The sequence below is a fragment of the Stenotrophomonas terrae genome (assembly GCF_001431465.1).
Lineage (GTDB): Bacteria > Pseudomonadota > Gammaproteobacteria > Xanthomonadales > Xanthomonadaceae > Stenotrophomonas > Stenotrophomonas terrae.
In genome coordinates, this window is the sequence record NZ_LDJJ01000002.1 from 92916 (window position 1) to 112157 (window position 19242).

The window sequence follows — 19242 nt, forward strand, 5'->3', positions numbered from 1 at the left end:
GTTGGCCGGCAATCCGCCAGCAACCGATCCGGCGACGCGGCCGCAGTAAACCTAGCTGTCAGTAGGTTTGTCAAAAACTGTGACGTGGGTACAGCTTCCTGGCTTGCAGCAAATGCCGCAGACGCGCATACACTGCGCAGCAACCAGCCTTGCGAGCCACGCTTTTGCCCACTCCGTTACCTACCTCATCGCGCAATACGCAGGCACGCCGACGCTCACCGAAGGGCGACAGGCGCCGTCAACAGATCCTGGATGCGGCGATGCAGGTATTCGCGCGCGACGGCTACAGCAATGCATCCATCGGCGAAGTGGCCGCCCAGGTCGGGCTGACCCTGCCCGGCCTGCTGCACTACTTTCCAAGCAAGACCGACATGCTGCTGGCGGTGCTGGACGTGCGCGACCAACGCAGTCCACGCCTGCCCGGCTACCCGCAGAATCTGACCCTGGAAGAGGCCGTCGCCGGGCCGCCGCTGCCGTGGCCGGTACTGGTTGAGCAGCTGCGTGTGGTCAACCGTGCCAATACCCAGATCCCGGGCGTGATCAAGGCGTTTTCGCTGCTCAACGCCGAAAGCCTGAGCGACGACCACCCCGCGCAGGCATGGTTCCATCAGCGCTCCGCGCTGATGCTGGAGCTGATCGCAAGCAGCGTCCGTCATGCCCAGCAGGCGGGTGAAATCCTTGCCACGGTCGACCCCGCGCAGATTGCCGCCGAGCTGGTGGCGATGATGGATGGCCTGCAGCTGCTATGGCTGCGGCACCCGGCCAGGGTCGACCTGGCCGAGCATTTCGAGCGCTACCTGGAGCACCTGCAGCGCGCCATCGCGCTGCGCTGACGGCGGTGCCGGGGTGCTACTGCCCGGGTGCTACTGCGCTGCCCGCCATTCGGCATACAACCCCTGCTCGTCCTGCGGACGCAGCTGCTGCAGGCCTGACCCGGGCGCCTGCGGGCCCTGCGCCAGCCGCTGATAGACCGCAGCTGTGGAAAGCCCATAGGCCAGCCCGTCCTCGTTGCCATAGGCAAACCAGGCCTGCTCGATGCCGCTCAGATACATCGCGGCCAGGCACATCGGACAGGGATGGCCGCTGGCGTAGATCACGCAACCCTGCAGTCGCGGGCTGGCCAACCTGGCGCTGGCCAGGCGTATGGCGCGCATCTCGGCGTGGTCGGTGGGGTCATGACTGGCATGGATGCTGTTGGCCGCCTCGGCAAGCACCTGCCCGTCCTTGACCAGCACGGCGCCAAACGGACGGCCACCGGCGGCGATGTTGCCGCGGGCCAGCGCCAGCGCGCGACGCATATGCATTTCTGCGGACATGGTTTTCTCCAAAAAAAGAAAACCCCGCCGCAGCGGGGTTTTCGGGTGACAGCGAACCGATCGATCAGTCGCCCTGCTGCTTCTGCAGGTGCTCCCAGCGCTCCTGCGCATCAATCGTGCGCTCGGCGGTGAGACGGGCTTCCAGGCGATCCAGACCGATGTCTTCGCCGGTATCGACGCAGAAGCCGTAATCACCGGCTTCCAGGCGCTTGAGCGTGCTGTCGATCTTGCCGATCAGCTTGCGGTAGCGGTCGCGGGTACGCAGTTCCAGCGAATTCTCGGTCTCGCGGGTGGCACGCTCGGCTTCATCGCCGATGTCACGTACTTCGTCGCGCAGGTTTTCGATGGTCTGCTTCGATTCCTCGACCAGGTCCGCACGCCAGTTCAACAGGCGCTGGCGGAAATACTCCTGCTGCAGCGTGCTCATGTACTCCTCATCTGCGCTGGGCTTGTAGCCGGCGGGCAGGATCGGACGGCCAGTGGCCTCATCGGTGTCGTATTCGACAACCTTGTACTTGCTGCGCGGTGCCGGAGCGGTCGAACGCGCGGTTACAGCGACTGCAACCTTGCCCACGGGACGGACGGCAACAGGAGCGGTGGATTTGACGGGAGTTTTGACGTTGGATTTCGAAACAGGCACGGGATTCTTGGATTGCGGGGCCTTGGCCGCTGAGGCCGGCTTGGCAGCAACCGGCGCAGGTGCCGGAGCTGGGGCCGTCTTGGCGACTTCGACCGGGACAGACTTGGCCGCCGCCGGCTTTGCAGCTGGCTTCGGTACGGACTTGACCACGGGTTTTGCAGGAGTCTTGAGCGTTTTGGTGGCTACAGGTTCGGCCACCTTCTTGACGACAGGCTTGGCAACGGGCTTGGTGGCCTTGGCAACCGGCGCAGCTGCCTTCTTGGCAACTGGCGCGGCGACCGGCTTGGTCACCTTTTTGACCGCCGCCTTCTTGGCAGCAGGGGCGGCCTTTTTAGCGACTACCGTCTTAACCGCAGCCTTCTTGGCTACGGGCTTGCTGGTAGCAGCCGCCTTCTTGACTGGCGTTTTCTTGGCAACCGCCTTGGTGGCGGGCGCCTTCTTCGCTGCCGGCTTGGCAGCCTTGGCGACCGGCTTGCTTGCAACCGGCTTGGACGCCGCCTTCTTGACTACAGGTTTGGCGGTTTTCTTGGCGACCTTGACGGCCTTTTTTGCAGGTTTTTTAGCAGCCACGAAACGCTCTTCCTTGTTTCCCCCGGGGCCCGGGAAAGCGGGCCTTTATAGCCTACCCGACCAGCAGCAGCAACCGCGCCGGGCACCGTATGTGAACGGATGCCCGACCCGTGCAGTACCGGTCCGGTGGCGTCACCGGACCGTTTCGCGCAGTTCGGAACGTAACCAGGCGCGCCATCGCCCCTGGCTGGCAGCGGAAAGCACGTAGTCTTTACCGGCGCCATCCCGCATCCTGCGACAAATCCTGCTCGCTTGCCAAGTGGCTTATCATTTAGCGGTGATCGGCCGCCTCCTCATTGCCGTACTGCGCTGCTACAAGCGCTTCATCAGCCCCCTGCTCGGGCCGCGCTGTCGTTTCTATCCCAGTTGCTCGGAATACTCCATGGACGCGATCCGTATACACGGGCCGCTACGGGGGTGTTGGCTTACCCTGCGCCGACTGGGGCGTTGCCACCCGTTCCACCCGGGCGGGCTGGATCCGGTCCCGGAGCGCGCCGATTCCCCTTCTTGCCGCTGTACAGGAAAACACTGACATGTCATCCACGCTTATCCGCAATGCCCGCATGGTCAACGAAGGCCGTACCTTCGACGGCGACCTGCGCATCGAGAACGACCGTATCGCGCAGATCGGCAGCGGCCTGACCCCGCGCGAAGGCGAGCAGGTGGTGGACGCGGCCGGGCGCTGGCTGCTGCCGGGGATGATCGACGACCAGGTCCACTTCCGCGAGCCGGGCCTGACCCACAAGGGTGATATCGCCAGCGAGTCGGCGGCAGCGGTTGCCGGTGGCCTGACCAGCTTCATGGACATGCCCAACACCAACCCGCCGACCCTGGATTCGACCATCCTGGAAGCCAAGTACGAGCTGGCCAAGGGCCGCGCCTGGGCCAACTACGGTTTCTACCACGGCGCCAGCAACGACAACCTGGAAGCCATCCGCGTGCTCGACCCGAAGAAGGCGCCGGGCGTGAAGGTATTCATGGGCGCGTCCACCGGCAACATGCTGGTCGACAACCCGGAGACCCTGGACGCGATCTTCCGCGAATGCCCGACGCCGATCATCACGCATTGCGAAGACACGCCGATGATCGACGCCAACCTGAAGGCCTTCCAGGAAAAATACGGCGACGCGCTGACCCCGGACATGCACCCGGACATCCGCTCGCGCGAGGCCTGCATCAAGTCCACCCGCCTGGCGATGTCGCTGGCCCGCAAGCACGGCACCCGCCTGCACGTGCTGCATATTTCCACCGCCGATGAATTGGCGCTGTTCGAGAAGGGCCCGCTGATCCGTGCCGATGGCAGCCGCAAGCAGATCACCGCCGAGACCTGCGTGCACTTCCTGCATTTCGCGCGTCCGGACTATGCAACCAAGGGCAACCTGATCAAGTGCAACCCGGCGATCAAGGAAGTGTCCGACCGCGAGGCGATCACCGCCGCGCTGGCCGACGACGTACTCGACGTGCTCGCCACCGACCACGCCCCGCACACCTGGGAAGAGAAGCAGAAGCCCTACGCACAGGCCCCGTCCGGCCTGCCGCTGGTGCAGTACGCGCTGGTCGCGGCGCTGGAGCGCGTGCACGAAGGCAAGCTGACGCGCGAACAGGTGGTGCAGAAATTCGCCCATGCCCCGGCGCAGCTGTTCGACGTGGAAGAACGCGGTTTCCTGCGCGAGGGTTATTTCGCCGACCTGGTGCTGGTCGAGGACGTGCCGTTCACGGTCAAGCGCGAGGACGTGCTGTCAAAGTGCGGCTGGTCGCCGTTTGAAGGCACCACCTTCCAGTCGCGCATCGCCTCCACCTGGGTCAATGGCCAGCAGGTATGGGACGGCAGCAAGCTGGTTGGCGCGCCGGCCGGCCAGCGCATGACCTACGACCGCTGATGCGTGCGGTCTTGATGATGGGCGCGCTGCTGTTGGCAGCGCCCCTGCTCGCCGCCCTGCCCGCGCAGGCCCAGGACGGCATCGGCAACCTGCTCGACAACCGCGTCGTATTCCCGGCCAGCGCTTCGCAGGGCGCGATGGTGATCGGCAAGGTGCCGGCTGGCAGCACGGTCCGTTATGGCGGCCGTGACCTGCGGGTCAGCAGCTATGGCAGCGTGGTGTTCGGCATCGGTCGCGATGAGAAAGGCCCCTTGCAGGTACAGGTACAGCGCCCGGATGGCGGCAGCGAAACCGTGTCGATCACGGTGAGCCCGCGCGACTGGCCGGTGGAACGCGTCAACGGCGTGCCGCCCAAGACCGTGAATCCGCCACCGGCAATTGCCGAGCGCATTGCCCGCGAGCAGGCGTTGGTGGCCGAATCGCGCAAGCGCGACGACAACCGCACCGACTTCACCCAGACCTTCATCTGGCCGGTACAGGGCCGCATCAGCGGCCGCTTCGGCAATGCCCGCATCTACAACGGGCAACCGGGCAGCGGCCACTCCGGCATGGATATCGCCGTACCCACCGGCACCCCGGTGAAGGCCCCGGCGGCCGGCATCGTGACGTTTGCTGGTCCGGATTTGTACCTGACCGGCGGCACCCTGGTGCTGGACCACGGCTTCGGCATCAGCTCCAACTTCCTGCATCTGTCGCGGATCGACGTGAAGGTTGGTGACAGGATCGAGCAAGGGCAGAACATCGCCGCGGTTGGCGCCACCGGCCGTGCCACCGGCCCGCACCTGCACTGGGGCATGAACTGGTTCGACACCCGCATCGACCCGCTGCTGGTGCTCGAACGCGGCAAATAAAGCCGAGGGATGTGGCAAATGTAGTGCCGAGCCATGCTCGGCAGAAGCTTTACCGGTAGAGCCTCAGCCGAGCATGGCTCGGCACTACCTGCAGGAGCGGCGTAAGCCGCGAAGCTGATAGATCAACAGCGCAAAGCGCCCTCATCCGCCCTTCGGGCACCTTCCCCCAAAAAGGGGCTGCAGTCCCGCCAGCGGGAGAAGGAAGTGCCTAGAGCAATCCCTGCCCCCAGCTCACCCCCGCGCAGCCCACCAACTACGCCACAGCAGACCCGCCGGGCTCGGCTGGTACTCACCGCCGCGAATGCGTGCCTGCTGGCGGCCACGAGCCAGTACCGCATAGATCCGGCGCGGACGCGGGCCAGCCACGCGCGACGGCCAGCTCGCCTGCAGCGCCTTGTCCCACTCCATTTCATCGCTGAAGGACTGCGGCAACGCCGCCGCCTGCTCCTGCACGCGCAAGGCCAACATCTGCGTGACCACCGCCTCAGCTGCCGCCGGCGACGGCTTGCTGTTGAACATCGCCGCTTCCACCGCTGCCACCGCGGCGGCGTACTGCGCCAATGCCTTGCGCGCCTGCGCGGCATCCGCAGGACGATCGCGTGCGTCAATCAGCCCAGGCAGTGCATCGGCCAACTGCGCCCACGGTGCACGTACCGGCTCCAGTACACGTCCTAGCGGATGCCGCGAGCGCTGCGCGTCCCAGCTGCGCAGTTCCTCGCCCCACCACGCCAGCTTGGCGTCCTGCGGCGTGGTGTCGCCGCTGGCGTTGAGCATGTCGTCAAATTCCTGCAGCAGCGCGAACCACGCCACGCTGCGGTCACGATCGGCCTCGCCGACAAAACGTTCCACGAAAGCCCATTCCGGCCACCGCTCACGCCACTTGTCCAGGAAGCTGTCCAGCGCACTGCTCACATCAAACCTCGTTGTTTCGATCAGGCCGAAGCCGGTTGGGTAGCTGGCCATGCGGCTGGCTGCCAGAGTTCGCTCGGTTGCCCGCACAGGCTGTCCGCCTGCCAGGCCTGCGGGTCGTCATTGTCCAGACGATAGCCCCACAGCGCTGCCACCGACGGCATGCCCGCCGCGCGTGCGGCCAGGATGTCGCGCTCATCGTCGCCGACGTAGACGCAGGCGGCGACGCCGATGTTGATCTGTTGTGCCGCCACCTGCAGCGGCAGCGGGTGCGGCTTGCGCTCGGCCAGGGTGTCGCCGCCGATCAGCACCGCGCAGCGCTGCTGCCAGCCCTGTTGCGGCAGGATCAGGCGCGCCAGATATTCGGGCTTGTTGGTGACGATGCCCCAGGTGGTACCGGCCTGCTCCAGTGCCTGCAGCATCGTCTCGATGCCGTCGAACAGCTGCGCGTACTGGCCAATCAGCGCTTCGTAGATCTCAAGGAATTCCGGCACCAGCGCATGCCGCTCGGCATCGCCCATCTGCGGGAAGGCCACCGCCAGCATCGCGCGCGAGCCCTTGGACACCGCCGGCCGCAGCTGCTCCAGGCTCACCTCGCCCATACCGCGTGCCTGCAGCATGCGATTGGCGGTGGCGACGAAGTCGGGCGCGCTGTCCAGCAAGGTACCGTCCAGATCGAACAGCACCGCTGCCGGGAATGCGTGCGTGGTCATGCCTGTTCCGGTTTGACCGCGTAGGCCAGGTAATTGATGTCGGTGCGGCTGCTCAGGCGGGCGCGGTTGCGCCACGGCTCGTAGGCCATGCCGGTCACGTCCTGCAAGGACAGATCGGCAGCCCGCAGCCATGCACCCAGCTCGGCCGGCTTGATGAATTCCTGGTAGTGGTGCGTGCCCTTGGGCAGCAGCCGGGCGACGTACTCGGCGCCGACAATGGCGACCGCAAACGCTGCCGGGGTACGGTTGATGGTGGACAGGAACAGCTTGCCACCCGGCCGCAGCAGACGATGGCAGGCCGCAATGATCGCGCCCGGGTCCGGCACGTGTTCCAGCATTTCCATGCAGGTCACCACGTCGAAACTGCCGGCCTGTTCCTCGGCCAGGTCTTCAGCGGCCTGTACCCGGTAATCCACGGTGACGCCCGATTCCAGGCCGTGCAGACGGGCAACCTTGACCAGCTCCGGCGCCAGGTCGATGGCCGTCACCTGCGCCCCTTCCTTGGCCAGTGCTTCGCTGAGCAGGCCACCACCGCAGCCGATGTCCACTACCTTGGCGCCGCGCAGCGTCGCGCGGTCGGCCACGTACTTCAGGCGCACCGGGTTCAGCGCATGCAGCGGCTTCTGCGGGCCGTCCGCGTCCCACCAGCGGTTGGCCAGCGCGGCGAACTTGTCCAGTTCTGCCTGATCGAAATTGGTGGAGGTGGAAGCTGCGCTCATATCGGTTTCCTCTTGCGGCCGCCGGGCGGCGGCCGGGTGCGCGGTCAGGCGCGGATGGTACGGATGCGGTCGCGCCACTGGCGCGCATTGGCGGTGATCGCGGCAATGTCCATGTCGACCAGCTGACGCTGGACCAGCTTGGGCTTGCCGGCAATCCACACATCGCTGACCTGGTGGCGGCCGGCGGCATAGACCAGCTGCGACAGCACATGATGCAGCGGCTGGGTTTCCAGTGCCGACAGGTCCACGCAGGCCAGATCGGCCTGCTTGCCTACCTCGATCGAGCCGATGCGGTCACCGAACCCCAGCGCGCGTGCACCACCCAGGGTGGCCGCACGCAGCGTGGTCGCCGCGTCCAGCGCGGTGGCGTCATTGGCCACGGCCTTGGCCAGGATGGCCGCGGTGCGGTTCTCGCTGAACATGTCCAGGTCGTTGTTGCTGGCGCAGCCGTCGGTACCGATGGCCAGGTTGACGCCGGCCTTGACCAGCGCGCAGGCCGGGCAGAAGCCCGAGGCCAGCTTCAGGTTCGACTCCGGGCAATGCACCACGCTGACGCCGCGCTCGGCGCACAGGTGGATCTCGGCCTCGGTGAGCTGGGTCATGTGCACCGCGATCAGGCGGTCATTGACCAGCCCCAGCCGATCCAGCCGCGCCAAAGGGCGCTGGCCATGCAGAGCGATGGAATCGCTGATTTCCTGCGCGGTTTCGTGCGTATGCAGATGCACCGGGATATCCAGCTGGTCGGACAGCATCCGTACCCGCTCGAAGTTGGCATCGTTCACCGTATACGGCGCATGCGGTGCGAACGCGGTGCCGATCAGCGGATCGCCGCGCCAGGCATCGTGCAGCTCGGTGGCGCGGGCGAAGTATTCGTCATCGGTCTTGGCCCAGGCACTGGGGAAATCGATGATCACCGAGCCCACCAGCGCGCGGAAGCCATGCTTCTTGTAGACAGCGGCCTGCACGTCGGCGAAGAAATAGTTTTCGTTGGCGCAGGTGGTACCACCGCGCAGCATCTCGGCGATGGCCAGGGTGGTGCCGTCGGCGACGAACTCCGGCCCGATCACCGCCGCTTCCACCGGCCAGATGTGCTCGCGAAGCCAGGTCATCAGCGGCAGGTCATCGGCGATGCCGCGCAGCAGCGTCATCGGGTTGTGGGTGTGGGCATTGACCAGGCCGGGGATCAGCGCCGCGTCCGGGCGCGATACCACCTGCTTGGCGACAAAGCGCGCACGGGCCTCAGCGCGCGGCAGCACCGCCACGATCAAGCCATTGCTGATCGCCACGGCGTGTTCTTCAAGCACCACCGCATGCGGCTCAATCGGCACTACATAGCCGGCTTCGATAAGCAGATCGCACTGCTGGGGTTGCACGTCACTCACGGTCATCACCTTCTGTTGCTTGCTCCGGCAAACACCGGATGCGAACAGGCGCCGCATCCCCAGCACCGGCAGCGCGGGGCTGCAAGGTGATGGGTGGCGGCGCCTGCATCGTATTGCTTACTTGACGCGAGCCGAGTATTCACCCGAACGCGTGTCAACGCGGATGATTTCATCCTGGTTGACGAACAGCGGCACGCGCACCACCGCGCCGGATTCCAGCGTGGCCGGCTTGCCGCCGCCGCCAGAGGTGTCACCGCGCACGCCCGGATCGGTCTCGACGATCTTCAGCTCGACGAAGTTCGGCGGGGTCACGTCGATCGGCACGCCGTTCCACAGGGTCACCACGCAGGACTCTTCGCCCTTGAGCCACTTCTCGGCGCCGTTCATGCCAGCCTTGTCAGCCTGCACCTGCTCGAAGGATTCCGGGTCCATGAAGTGCCAGTACTCGCCGTCGCTGTACATGAAGTTCATGTCGGTATCGACCACGTCCGCTGCTTCCAGCGTGTCGGTCGACTTCATGGTCACTTCCTGGGTACGGCCGTCCTTGATCAGGCGGTACTTCACGCGGGTGAAGGACTGGCCCTTGCCCGGCTTGACGTACTCGGTGTCGATGATGACCGCCGGGGCGTTGTTGACCAGGATTTTCATCCCGTTCTTTACGTCGTTCATGCCGTAACTGGCCATGCTGGAACTCCTGAATTGGCAAAACCGCCGCGTGTTGCGGGCGGCCGGATTAGAATGGAACGCCCGCCATCTGGCAGGCCATCTGTTTTTCTGACCGCCAATGATAACCGCAGCCCCCGCCCTCACTCCAGAAAAAGCCATCCTCACCCTGCCCGACGACCGCTGGCAGGCGCACTGGCGCCAAGCCATCCGCGAGCCGGCCGAGCTGCTGGCGCTGTTGGGGCTGGATGCGCAGACCATGGGCGTTTCAGCCGATGCGCTGGCCCAGTTCGCGCTGCGGGTGCCGCGCGGCTTTGTCGCCCGCATGCGCCACGGCGACCCGGCCGATCCGCTGCTGCGGCAGGTGCTGCCGATCAACGATGAGATGCAGGTCGTAGCCGGGTTCAGCTTCGATGCGGTCGGCGATGGCCAGGCCAAGAAAGCCACCGGGGTGATCCAGAAATACCGCGGCCGCGCGCTGCTGGTGACCACCGGCAGCTGTGCGATCAACTGTCGCTACTGTTTCCGCCGCCACTTCGACTATGCCGGCGAGAACGCGGCCAAGGGCGGCTGGCAGGAGGCGGTGGCGGCCATCGCCGCCGATCCGGACATCGACGAGGTCATCCTGTCCGGCGGTGACCCGCTGTCGCTGAGCACCTCCAAGCTGGCCGAGCTGACCGACGCACTGGCCGCCATCCCCCACATCAAGCGCCTGCGCATCCACAGCCGGCTGCCGGTGGTACTGCCGGAGCGGGTCGACGAGAGCCTGCTGCACTGGCTGCGCAGCCTGCCCTGGCCGGTGGCCTTCGTACTGCACGCCAACCATGCCAATGAGTTCGACAGCCAGGTCGATGCCGCCCTCGCCCGCATCCGTAGCACCGGCGCCCAGCTGCTCAACCAGGCGGTGCTGCTGCGCGGCGTGAATGACGACCTGGATGCACTGGCCGCACTGAGCGAACGCAGCTTCGCCGCCGGGGTGATGCCCTACTACCTGTACCAGCTGGACAAGGTGCAGGGCGCGGCCCATTTCGAGGTCAGCGACGCCCAGGCGCTAGCCCTGCACGCCGGGCTGATGGCGCGGCTGTCGGGCTATCTGGTGCCCAAGCTGGTGCGCGAAATCGCCGGCGACACCAGCAAGCGGCCACTCTGAACCGGCACAGCCGGCTCAGCGCAACGCGGCCATGGAGCCCTGTTCCAGCAGGCTTACCAGGCCGGGCGCATCCAGCGGACGGGCAAGCCAGTAGCCCTGCACCAGATCACAGCCGCGCTGGCTGAGCAGCTCGAACTGCGCTTCCTGCTCCACGCCTTCGGCCACCACCGTGATCCCCAGTGCATGCGCCATGGCGATGATCGCCGTGGTCAGGGCCAGGTCGTCGGCATCACGCTCCATGTCGGCGACAAAGCTGCGGTCGATCTTGACCCCGTCCACCGGCACCTGGCGCAGATGACTGAGCCCGGAGAAGCCGGTACCGAAGTCGTCCAGCCATACCCGCACGCCGGCCCTGTGCAGCTTCTCCAGCAATGACACGGCCAGCATTTCATCGCCGATCACCGCCGTCTCGGTCAGCTCCAGGTGCAGGCGCGATGCGGCGAGACCGGAGCCCAGCAGGCTGCTTTCAACCTCCTGCAGCAGGTTGCCGTTGCGCAGCTGCTTGGGCGAGACATTGACCGAAATGAACAACTCTTCGCCAATCGCATTGCGCGGCCAACGCTTGGCCTGCTCGCAGGCCGCCCGCAGCACCTTGGGGCCCAGCACCTGGATCAGGCCACTCTGCTCGGCCACATCGATGAACAGGCTGGGCGGAATCGCGCCCAGCACCGGGTGGTCCCAGCGCAGCAGCACTTCGGCGCCGCACAGCATGCGGTCGCGGGTACGGAAGATGGGCTGGTAGACCAGCCGCAGCTCGTTGCGCTCCCAGGCCCCGCGCAGCTCCTGCTCCAGGTGCAGGCGCCTTTCCACCGCATGGTCCATCGCCCGGCTGTAGTAGCGGAAACAATTCTTGCCGGCCAGCTTGGCCTGGTACATGGCGATATCGCCATTCTTCAGCAAGGCCGTGGCATCGGCCGCATCCTCCGGGAACAAGGTGATGCCGATCGAGCTGCCCAGGAAGATCTCGCGCTGCTGTACCTGCAGCGGCTTGGCCAGGTCGATCACCAGCCGATCAGCCAACTGCTTGGCGATCTCGGCCGCACTGCGCGCGCCCTGGCCGATCAGGATGACGAATTCATCGCCACCAAAGCGGGCCAGCAAGGCGTCATCGCCACCAATCTCCTCGACCGCCGCGGCAATGTGCTGGGCGAACTGCAGCAGGGCATCGTCACCTGCCTCGTGCCCCAGCGTGTCATTGACCCGCTTGAACTCGTCGATGTCGATGAACAGCAGCGCCAGTCCACGTCCTGCGGCGTGCGCGCCGAGCAAGCGGTGGTCCAGTGCCTCGCGGAAAGCCAGCCGGTTGGTCAGGCCGGTCAAGGCATCGGTATAGGCCATCTGCCGCACATCGCGGTCATGCCGGGCGATGCTGTGGCTCATGCGGTCGAAGGTGCGCAGCAGTTCGCCGACTTCATCGCCGCGCTGCGTGGACTGCGCTTCAATCAGGTAGTCGCCGCGCTCGATACGCCGCGCCGCCGCGCCCAGCCAACGGATCGGCCGCACCAGGGTGTATTGCACATAGAAGGCCATCACGCAGGCGAAGGCGACCAGCAGCAGCATCAGGCCGATGGCCCAACCCAGCTCGCGCCGCTGCGCCTGCTGCATGCGCTGCTCCAGGGCGGCCATGGAGGCGGACTCCTGCGCACGCACCGGCGCCAGATTCATACCCACGCGCAGGCCACCCAGGCGCTGCTCGCCGATCGACAGCGGCATGTCCACTTCCAGTATCCCGGGCGACTCCTGCACCTGCGGCCCGACTGCGGCAACCGCCGCCGCGGCCAGCGGGTCATGCATCGGCTGCCCGTAACCGGCCACATCGAAGGAGCCGTCATGGACCAGCCGCCCCTCAGGGTCATGCACCAGCACGTAGCTGACCGACTTCTGCCGGGCGGTATTGCGCACCAGCGTGCCGATCGCCGATAGATCGGAGTAGTACAGCGGATTGACCAGGGTATCGGCCAGCGCATTGGCCAGCGCCGTGCCGCGTTCGCGCACACTCTGGTCGAAGACCTGGCTGAGCACCTCGCCGCTATTGCGCAGTGCCTCGCGCTGGGCCGCGGCCTGCCGCACCAGCATGAAGCTGACGATCAGCAGCACCACCAGCAGCGCCGCACCGCTGGCCAGCACGAAACGCGCCTGCAATCCAAACCGGGGCCTGCTCATTCAACCTCCATGCGGATGCGCTGCAGGCCACGGCGCAGGCGCTCAAGCGCGCGCAGATTGTCCGGATCGACGACGTGGAAACCGGTTGTACCGAAAAACCTGGCCAGCGCCGGTCCGGCCACCGGATCGCTGCTGGCCTGCAACAGCACCTGCTGCAGGCGCTCACGCACGGCTGGATCCAGATCGGCGCGCACCATTTCGACCGCACGCGGGATGGGCTCACTGCGGTATAGCACGCGCATGTCCTGGCGGAATGCCGGCGGCAGGGCGTGGTCGTCGTTCCAATCGATGCTGCTGATCACCCCGCCGTCCACCACCCGCTTGTGCACATAGGTGGAGATGTTCAATTCCGAGCGCGCAAACACGTAGCCCACCGAATCCTCGGCAGGCGTGTCACGCGGGTCCAACAGGATCTCCGGCTGCAGGCCGTGGTCCAGCAACTCCATTGCCGGCACCAGATATGCACTGGTGGACAACGCGCTCTGCAGGGCCAGGCTGCGCCCGCGCAGCCCTTCCAGGGTGGTTACCGGGCTGTCGCGGCGCACGAAGAACACACTGTGATAGCTGCCCACGCCATTGCGCTCGGTCAGCAGCAGCGGCTTTGCGCCCGCCCGCTGGCCCAGCGCCATCGCCGTCCCGGCAGTCTCGGTAACCCAGTCAACCCGGCCGCGCCGCAGATAGCTGCCCATCTGCTGCGCGTCCTTGGCCATCAGGATGCGCCCTTCGACGATCCCGACCCCGCGCATGCGCGGCACCACATAGTCCAGCAGTGGCTTGAGCTGTTCGTAGTGTGCCTTCGGATCATCGCTGATCCGCCCCAATACCAGAACCGAACGATCAACCGCCCCGACCACCACAGGCTGCAGCGCAGCCAGTGTCAGTACGGCTCCCCAAAGCCATCGCAAGACACCCAAAACGACACCCCCTAATCCATCCCCACAGATTACCGGAACCAATAAAGCGCGATGAATCTCTCAGTTTTTTGGCTCCGTTGCCAGTCGTGCCATGCGCTGGGCATCGGACAGGATGCCACGCATCAGCCGCACCTCCTGTTCGGACAGCTCGGCCTTCATGAACAAGCGGCGCAATTTGCGCATTGCCGACTCCGGTGCGCGGCCCTTGTGGAAGTCGATCTGCTCCAGGGTGTCGCCAAACTGGCCAAACAGGCCCTCCAGCTGCGCATGGCTGGCAGGCGCCTCGCCATGCCCCAACTCGGCCGGCGCAGCCACCGCCACCCCAGCCTGGGCTTCCAGCGCCGCCATACGTACTTCGTAGGCCAGCACCTGCACGGCGGCGGCGAGGTTCAGCGAGCTGAACTCAGGATCGGACGGGATATGCACGGCGGCGTGGCAAAGCTGCAGCTCTTCGTTGCTCAGGCCGGTCCGTTCACGGCCGAACACGAAGGCGACCTCGGCCGGCTCGGCCGCCTTGGCCACCGCGCGTTGACCTGCAAGCTCGGGCAGCAGCTCTTCCAGCTGCACCCGCCGCGAGCGCGCGGTGCAGCCCAAAACCAGCCGGCAATCGGCCACGGCTTCGGCAAGGCTGGCCACCACCGGCGCATCGCCGAGCACATCCTCGGCACCGGCCGAGCGGCGGAAAGCGTCCTCGTCCAAGGGCTTTTCCGGCGCTACCAGCACCAGCCGCGCCAGTCCCATGGTCTTCATCGCACGGGCCGCTGCGCCGATGTTGCCGGGGTGCTGAGTGCCAACAAGAACGAATCGAATATGAGCAGAAACAGACATGGCGTTAAAAAATCAGGAGCGAGACAGCTGTAGATGGTAAACTGCGCGGCCGGCCTTTGCGCCGGACTTGCTCTTTTCCCCCGCCAATCCGATCTCTGCCCTCACGGGAGCCTTTAGCCATGCAGAAACCCGCCGTAACCGTCATGGTCAAGGCCGCTCGCCTCGCCGGCAACGTCCTGCTCCGCAACATCAACAAGCTTGAAGCCCTCAACGTGGTACAGAAGGGTCGGATGGATTACGCCAGCGAAGTCGATGCTGATGCGGAAAAAGTCATCGTCAAGGAACTCAAGCGCGCCTATCCGGAATACGGCATCTATGCCGAAGAAGGCGGCCTGCAGGGCGTCAACCGGATGATGTGGGTGATCGACCCGCTCGATGGCACCAGCAACTACCTGCGCGGATTCCCGCACTACTGCGTCTCCATCGCCCTAGTTGAAAACGGCGAGCCGACCGACGCGGTGATCTTCGATCCGCTGCGCAACGAGCTGTTCACTGCCTCCAAGGGCAATGGCGCCGTGCTCAACGACCGCCGCCTGCGCGTGTCTGACCGCAAGGATCTGGAAGGCACGATGATCCACACCGGCTTCGCCCCGCGCGAACGCAGCCGTGCCAGCACCCAGCTCAAGACCGTCGACACCCTGCTGGTGCAGGCCGAAGACGTGCGTCGCACCGGCTCTGCCGCGCTGGACCTGGCCTACGTGGCCTGCGGCCGTGCCGACGCCTACTTCGAAGCCGGCGTGAAGGCATGGGACATCGCTGCCGGCGTGCTGCTGGTGCGCGAGGCCGGCGGCAAGGTCTGCAACTACCGCGGCGCCCCGCTGGACCGCATGGATTCGCGCGGCCCGGAGACCCAGCAGGTCGTGGCTGGCAACATCAAGGTGTGCGAAGCCCTGCAGAAGGTCATCGTCAACACCGGCTACGCTGCCGAGTTCGACCCGAAGTTCTGATCCAGCTGCCATAAGCTGCGAATCACCAAGAATCCGATGCCAGAACCGGCATCGGATTTTTTGTGCGCACAGATTCTTTTTTTGTGGGAGCGGCGTCAGCCGCGAAGCAAGGAATCCATCAGATAACGCGAGCTGCCAGAGCCTCAGCAACACCAGCTTCGCGGCTGACGCCGCTCCCACAAAACGCGGGCCAATCAGCCTAGCGCCGGCACAACCACCGCACCGGGCTGCGCCTGTCGGCCCCAGCCATAGCGGCCAGCCAACCAGATCTCCAGCAACACCAGCGCCATCACGATCAGCAAAGGCAGCAGCAAACCGAAGTAGATGCCCGGCATCATCGAGCCCAGCTGCGCCTTCAACAGGCGGATCACGCCCTTGGTATGCAGCAGCTCACTCATGCGCATGCCCAATGCTTCGCGGAATACCGATTCATCCACTGGGCTGTAGCCGCCGACCTGCTCGACCAGGCTGTCTTCCACCCACTGCAGCATCACCTCGCTGCGCAGGTGCTCGATCCCCTTGCGCACCCAGCGCAGGATCAGGCCCTCGCCCTGCAGTACGCTTGCATCGGCCAGGCGGTGCCGGCTCAGATAGGCCTCCACCGCAGCACGCGCAGCCTCGTGCGCAGAGACATCATCGCGCAGCATCGCCGCCAGTTCCGGGGTATCCAGACTGCGCTCGAAGTCGACCCGCCAATGCTCCATTGCCGCCTGCAGATGCGGCTGGAAGTGATCGATCTGCTTGTACAGCGCACGCTGACCGCCAGCGACCAGACCCACCTGCAGGCCGATGAAGGCAAACAACAGCGGCAATACCACCACGTAGCTGGCGATCAACCAGTGATGCCAACGCCGGCGCCGGGCAAGCCCGCCGCGTCGCGCCAGCAGGATCCAGACCGCGATTCCCAGCGTCAGGCCCAGGATCGTCCCCAGCACCGCACCGCCAATCAGATCCAGCAGGCTCAGTCCGTTCCAGAACTCAAGCGCCCAATACTGTGCATCCTGCACCGTCTACTCCCCGCTCGTTTGTGAGGGCTAGAGGGTAGATACAAACCGGCAAGCAGAGAAGGCCAGCGTCTGGTTTCTCCAGACGGCAACTGGCCGATCTGCCAACTGAATGCACACAGCGGCGCAGCACAGCGCAGAAACAGACAACACCCCTTGCGGGGCGTTGTCTTCAATCATGGACCGGGCGCCGGCTTGGCACCCTGCCCATTGCCAGCTCTGGCTCAGGCAACCGTCGCCGAGCGCAGCGCGGCGATGCGCTCATCCAGCGGCGGGTGGCTCAGGAACAGCTTCTTGGCGGTCGAACCGGCAATGCCGAATGCAGCGATCTGGGTCGGCAAGGTGCTCTGGCCGTGGTTGAGCTTCAAGCGCTCCAGTGCGGCGATCATCTTCTGCCGGCCGGCCAGCGAGGCACCGCCCTGATCGGCGCGGAACTCACGATGGCGCGAGAACCACATCGCGATCATCGTCGCGAACAGGCCGAACACCATTTCCAGCACGAACACGATGATGTAATAGGCAAAGCCACGGCCGCCACCTTCGCGGTTGCCCGACAGCGCGCTGTCGATGACGCCACCGACCACGCGCGCCAGCACGATCACGAAGGTGTTCAACACACCCTGCAGCAACGCCATGGTGATCATGTCGCCATTGGCAACGTGGGCGATTTCATGGCCCAGCACGGCTTCGGCCTCGTCCTCGCTCATGTTGTGCAGCAGGCCGGTGGAGACCGCCACCAGTGCATTGTTGCGGTTGGCGCCGGTGGCGAAGGCGTTGATTTCCGGTGCGTCATATACCGCTACTTCCGGCATGCCGATGCCGGCAGCCTTGGCCTGGCGGGCAACGGTGTCCAGCAGCCAGCGCTCGGTCTGGTTGCGCGGCTCGGTGATGACGACGGCGCCGGTGCCGCGCTTGGCCATGAACTTGGACAGCAGCAGCGAGATGATCGAGCCACCGAAGCCGAAAATGGCCGCCATGACCAGCAAGCCGCTCATCTGCGAGGAGTTCACGCCCAGGATGGACATGACGACGCTGGCCAGTATCAACACGGCAACGTTGGTCAGAAGAAACAGCCCGATACGGGTAAACATGGGGAACAGATCCGTGAGGATGGGAGATACAGTCAATTTGCGGCGCAGACAGCTTGAATTCAAGCATTAATCTGACCGACGATTCATTTTCAATGCCAGCCATTCATTACCGCGGCCGATTTGCGCCCTCCCCGACCGGCCCCTTGCATATGGGCTCCATGTTGGCCGCCTTCGGCAGCTGGCTGCTGGCCCGCCATGCCGGTGGCCAATGGCTGGTGCGGGTGGAAGACGTCGACCCACCCCGCGAGGTAGCCGGCGCGGTCGAGTCGCAGCTGGCCACGCTGGCCGCGTTCGGCCTGCACTCCGATGCCCCGGTGCAGTACCAGCGCCGGCGCAGCGCGTTGTATCAGGCCGCAATCGACCAGTTGCTGGCGCAGGACAAGGCCTTTGCCTGCCATTGTAGTCGTGCCGATCTGGCCAGCCAGCACGGCATCCACCGCTACTGCGTCGCCAGCCAACAGCGCCCGCAGCCTGCGATCCGCCTGCGCGTAGCCGATGGCAGCCATGTCAGCTTCGACGACGCCCTGCAGGGCCGGCAGCAACAGGACGTGGACCGCGAGGTTGGCGACGTGGTGCTGCTGCGCGCCGATGGCTGCTGGGCCTACCAGTTGGCGGTCGTGGTGGACGACGCCGAACAGGGCATCACCGACGTGGTCCGCGGCGCCGACCTGATCGATTCGACCGCGCGACAGATCCTGCTGCAACGGGCGTTGGGCCTTGCCACCCCGCAGTACCTGCACCTGCCGCTGCTGCTGGACAGCAGCGGCCAGAAGCTTTCCAAATCACAGGCCGCCGTGCCCGTTGATGCCGCACAGCCGCTGCCGGTGCTGCGCTGGCTGTGGGTGGCGCTGGGCCAGGACCCTGCTCCACTGGAGGCGACCGCCAGCGTTGCCGAGACCCTGCAGCATGCCGCAGCCAGCTTCAGGCCGGACCGGTTGCAAAAAACCTCGCGGCGCGCGCCGATCCAGCCCCCGGGCTGAGCGCAGTTTCATTAGAATCATCGGCTCCCCTGCCATCTGCCTGGAGTTGAGCCCATGACATCGCGCGTCGCACTGGTCACCGGTGGTACCGGCGGCATTGGTACCGCCATCTGCCAACGCCTCGCCGATCAAGGGCACCGGGTCGCCACCAACTACCGCAACGCCGAAAAGGCCAAGCAGTGGCAGCGGACCATGCACGACAAGGGCTATGACATCGCGTTGTTCGAAGGTGACGTCTCCAACCCGGACAGCGGCCGCGCCCTGATCCAGGCCACCGAAGCCGAACTTGGGCCGGTGGAAATCCTGGTCAACAATGCCGGTATCACCCGCGACACCACGTTCCACCGGATGAGCCCGGAGCAGTGGCATGAGGTGATCAATACCAACCTCAACTCGGTGTTCAACGTGACCCGCCCGGTGATCGAAGGCATGCGCAAGCGCGGCTGGGGCCGGGTCATCCAGATCAGCTCGATCAACGGCCTCAAGGGCCAGTACGGCCAGGCCAACTACGCCGCCGCCAAG

At 65.5% G+C, this 19242-nt stretch carries 20 protein-coding genes; 8 read left to right on the forward strand and 12 right to left on the reverse strand.

Annotated elements, in window-relative coordinates:
• Nucleotides 1-164: 164 nt before the first annotated feature.
• Nucleotides 165-833: a TetR/AcrR family transcriptional regulator gene (locus tag ABB27_RS00480; protein ID WP_275452858.1), complete on the forward strand. Its 669-nt coding sequence runs from the start codon at nt 165-167 to the stop codon at nt 831-833.
• A 30-nt stretch (nt 834-863) separates the two neighbouring features.
• Here ABB27_RS00480 and ABB27_RS00485 read toward each other — a convergent pair whose 3' ends face one another.
• Nucleotides 864-1316, reverse strand: a complete 453-nt coding sequence (locus ABB27_RS00485) for a nucleoside deaminase (protein ID WP_057626175.1) — start codon at nt 1314-1316, stop codon at nt 864-866.
• 64 nt (nt 1317-1380) lie between these two features.
• Entirely contained in the window at nt 1381-2526 is a 1146-nt protein-coding gene (dksA, locus tag ABB27_RS00490; protein WP_057626177.1) for an RNA polymerase-binding protein DksA, read from the reverse strand.
• 259 nt (nt 2527-2785) lie between these two features.
• Between dksA and yidD the strand changes: the two genes are divergently transcribed.
• The 3 genes from yidD to ABB27_RS00500 are packed head-to-tail and all read left to right on the forward strand — an operon-like array spanning nt 2786 to nt 5257.
• Nucleotides 2786-3058, forward strand: coding sequence for a membrane protein insertion efficiency factor YidD (gene yidD / locus ABB27_RS19145; RefSeq protein WP_152984360.1), 273 nt, complete (start codon nt 2786-2788; stop codon nt 3056-3058).
• A 1-nt stretch (nt 3059) separates the two neighbouring features.
• Entirely contained in the window at nt 3060-4406 is a 1347-nt protein-coding gene (locus tag ABB27_RS00495; protein ID WP_057626179.1) for a dihydroorotase, read from the forward strand.
• Nucleotides 4406-5257 (forward strand): M23 family metallopeptidase, encoded by an 852-nt coding sequence (locus tag ABB27_RS00500; RefSeq protein WP_057626181.1) that lies wholly within the window; start codon nt 4406-4408, stop codon nt 5255-5257. The genes ABB27_RS00495 and ABB27_RS00500 overlap by 1 nt, the downstream gene beginning before the upstream one ends.
• A gap of 231 nt (nt 5258-5488) precedes the next feature.
• Here ABB27_RS00500 and ABB27_RS00505 read toward each other — a convergent pair whose 3' ends face one another.
• The 5 genes from ABB27_RS00505 to efp all read right to left on the reverse strand — a co-directional run bounded on the left by ABB27_RS00505 (nt 5489) and on the right by efp (nt 9664).
• On the reverse strand, nt 5489-6220 hold the full coding sequence (locus ABB27_RS00505) for an isoprenoid biosynthesis enzyme family protein (protein WP_057626183.1): 732 nt from the start codon (nt 6218-6220) through the stop codon (nt 5489-5491).
• Nucleotides 6190-6879, reverse strand: a complete 690-nt coding sequence (locus tag ABB27_RS00510; protein WP_057626185.1) for a phosphoglycolate phosphatase — start codon at nt 6877-6879, stop codon at nt 6190-6192. The genes ABB27_RS00505 and ABB27_RS00510 overlap by 31 nt, the downstream gene beginning before the upstream one ends.
• On the reverse strand, nt 6876-7598 hold the full coding sequence (gene ubiG, locus ABB27_RS00515) for a bifunctional 2-polyprenyl-6-hydroxyphenol methylase/3-demethylubiquinol 3-O-methyltransferase UbiG (RefSeq protein ID WP_057626222.1): 723 nt from the start codon (nt 7596-7598) through the stop codon (nt 6876-6878). Before ubiG ends, ABB27_RS00510 begins: the two co-directional genes overlap by 4 nt.
• A gap of 44 nt (nt 7599-7642) precedes the next feature.
• Nucleotides 7643-8980, reverse strand: a complete 1338-nt coding sequence (locus ABB27_RS00520; protein ID WP_161809587.1) for a TRZ/ATZ family hydrolase — start codon at nt 8978-8980, stop codon at nt 7643-7645.
• Nucleotides 8981-9097: 117 nt separating this feature from the next.
• Complete coding sequence (efp, locus tag ABB27_RS00525; protein ID WP_057626188.1) at nt 9098-9664, reverse strand: elongation factor P; 567 nt, start codon at nt 9662-9664, stop codon at nt 9098-9100.
• Nucleotides 9665-9764: 100 nt separating this feature from the next.
• On the opposite strand from efp, the gene epmB reads away from it, so the two are divergent.
• A complete protein-coding gene (gene epmB / locus ABB27_RS00530) occupies nt 9765-10793 on the forward strand; it encodes an EF-P beta-lysylation protein EpmB (RefSeq protein ID WP_057626190.1) in 1029 nt (342 codons plus the stop codon).
• A 15-nt stretch (nt 10794-10808) separates the two neighbouring features.
• Here the strand turns inward: epmB and ABB27_RS00535 are convergent, their stop codons facing one another.
• The 3 genes from ABB27_RS00535 to ABB27_RS00545 are packed head-to-tail and all read right to left on the reverse strand — an operon-like array spanning nt 10809 to nt 14698.
• A complete protein-coding gene (locus ABB27_RS00535; RefSeq protein ID WP_057626192.1) occupies nt 10809-12956 on the reverse strand; it encodes a putative bifunctional diguanylate cyclase/phosphodiesterase in 2148 nt (715 codons plus the stop codon).
• Nucleotides 12953-13870, reverse strand: coding sequence for a phosphate/phosphite/phosphonate ABC transporter substrate-binding protein (locus tag ABB27_RS00540; RefSeq protein ID WP_083491070.1), 918 nt, complete (start codon nt 13868-13870; stop codon nt 12953-12955). The genes ABB27_RS00535 and ABB27_RS00540 overlap by 4 nt, the downstream gene beginning before the upstream one ends.
• A gap of 60 nt (nt 13871-13930) precedes the next feature.
• Nucleotides 13931-14698: an RNA methyltransferase gene (locus ABB27_RS00545; protein ID WP_057626194.1), complete on the reverse strand. Its 768-nt coding sequence runs from the start codon at nt 14696-14698 to the stop codon at nt 13931-13933.
• A gap of 119 nt (nt 14699-14817) precedes the next feature.
• Between ABB27_RS00545 and ABB27_RS00550 the strand changes: the two genes are divergently transcribed.
• A complete protein-coding gene (locus ABB27_RS00550) occupies nt 14818-15645 on the forward strand; it encodes an inositol monophosphatase family protein (RefSeq protein WP_057626195.1) in 828 nt (275 codons plus the stop codon).
• A gap of 194 nt (nt 15646-15839) precedes the next feature.
• Here ABB27_RS00550 and ABB27_RS00555 read toward each other — a convergent pair whose 3' ends face one another.
• Nucleotides 15840-16652 (reverse strand): hypothetical protein, encoded by an 813-nt coding sequence (locus ABB27_RS00555; RefSeq protein ID WP_057626198.1) that lies wholly within the window; start codon nt 16650-16652, stop codon nt 15840-15842.
• Between the two features lie 221 nt (nt 16653-16873).
• The gene (htpX, locus tag ABB27_RS00560; protein ID WP_057626200.1) at nt 16874-17740 is read right to left on the reverse strand and encodes a protease HtpX; all 867 of its coding nucleotides are present in this window, start codon (nt 17738-17740) and stop codon (nt 16874-16876) included.
• Between the two features lie 92 nt (nt 17741-17832).
• Here htpX and gluQRS point away from each other — a divergent pair, with 92 nt between their 5' ends.
• Nucleotides 17833-18720 carry a tRNA glutamyl-Q(34) synthetase GluQRS gene (gene gluQRS, locus ABB27_RS00565; protein ID WP_057626201.1) on the forward strand — a complete coding sequence of 296 codons (888 nt, stop codon included), beginning with the start codon at nt 17833-17835 and terminating at the stop codon, nt 18718-18720.
• Nucleotides 18721-18774: 54 nt separating this feature from the next.
• The coding region (locus ABB27_RS00570; RefSeq protein ID WP_152984362.1) for an SDR family NAD(P)-dependent oxidoreductase at nt 18775-19242 on the forward strand (468 nt) is incomplete at its 3' end.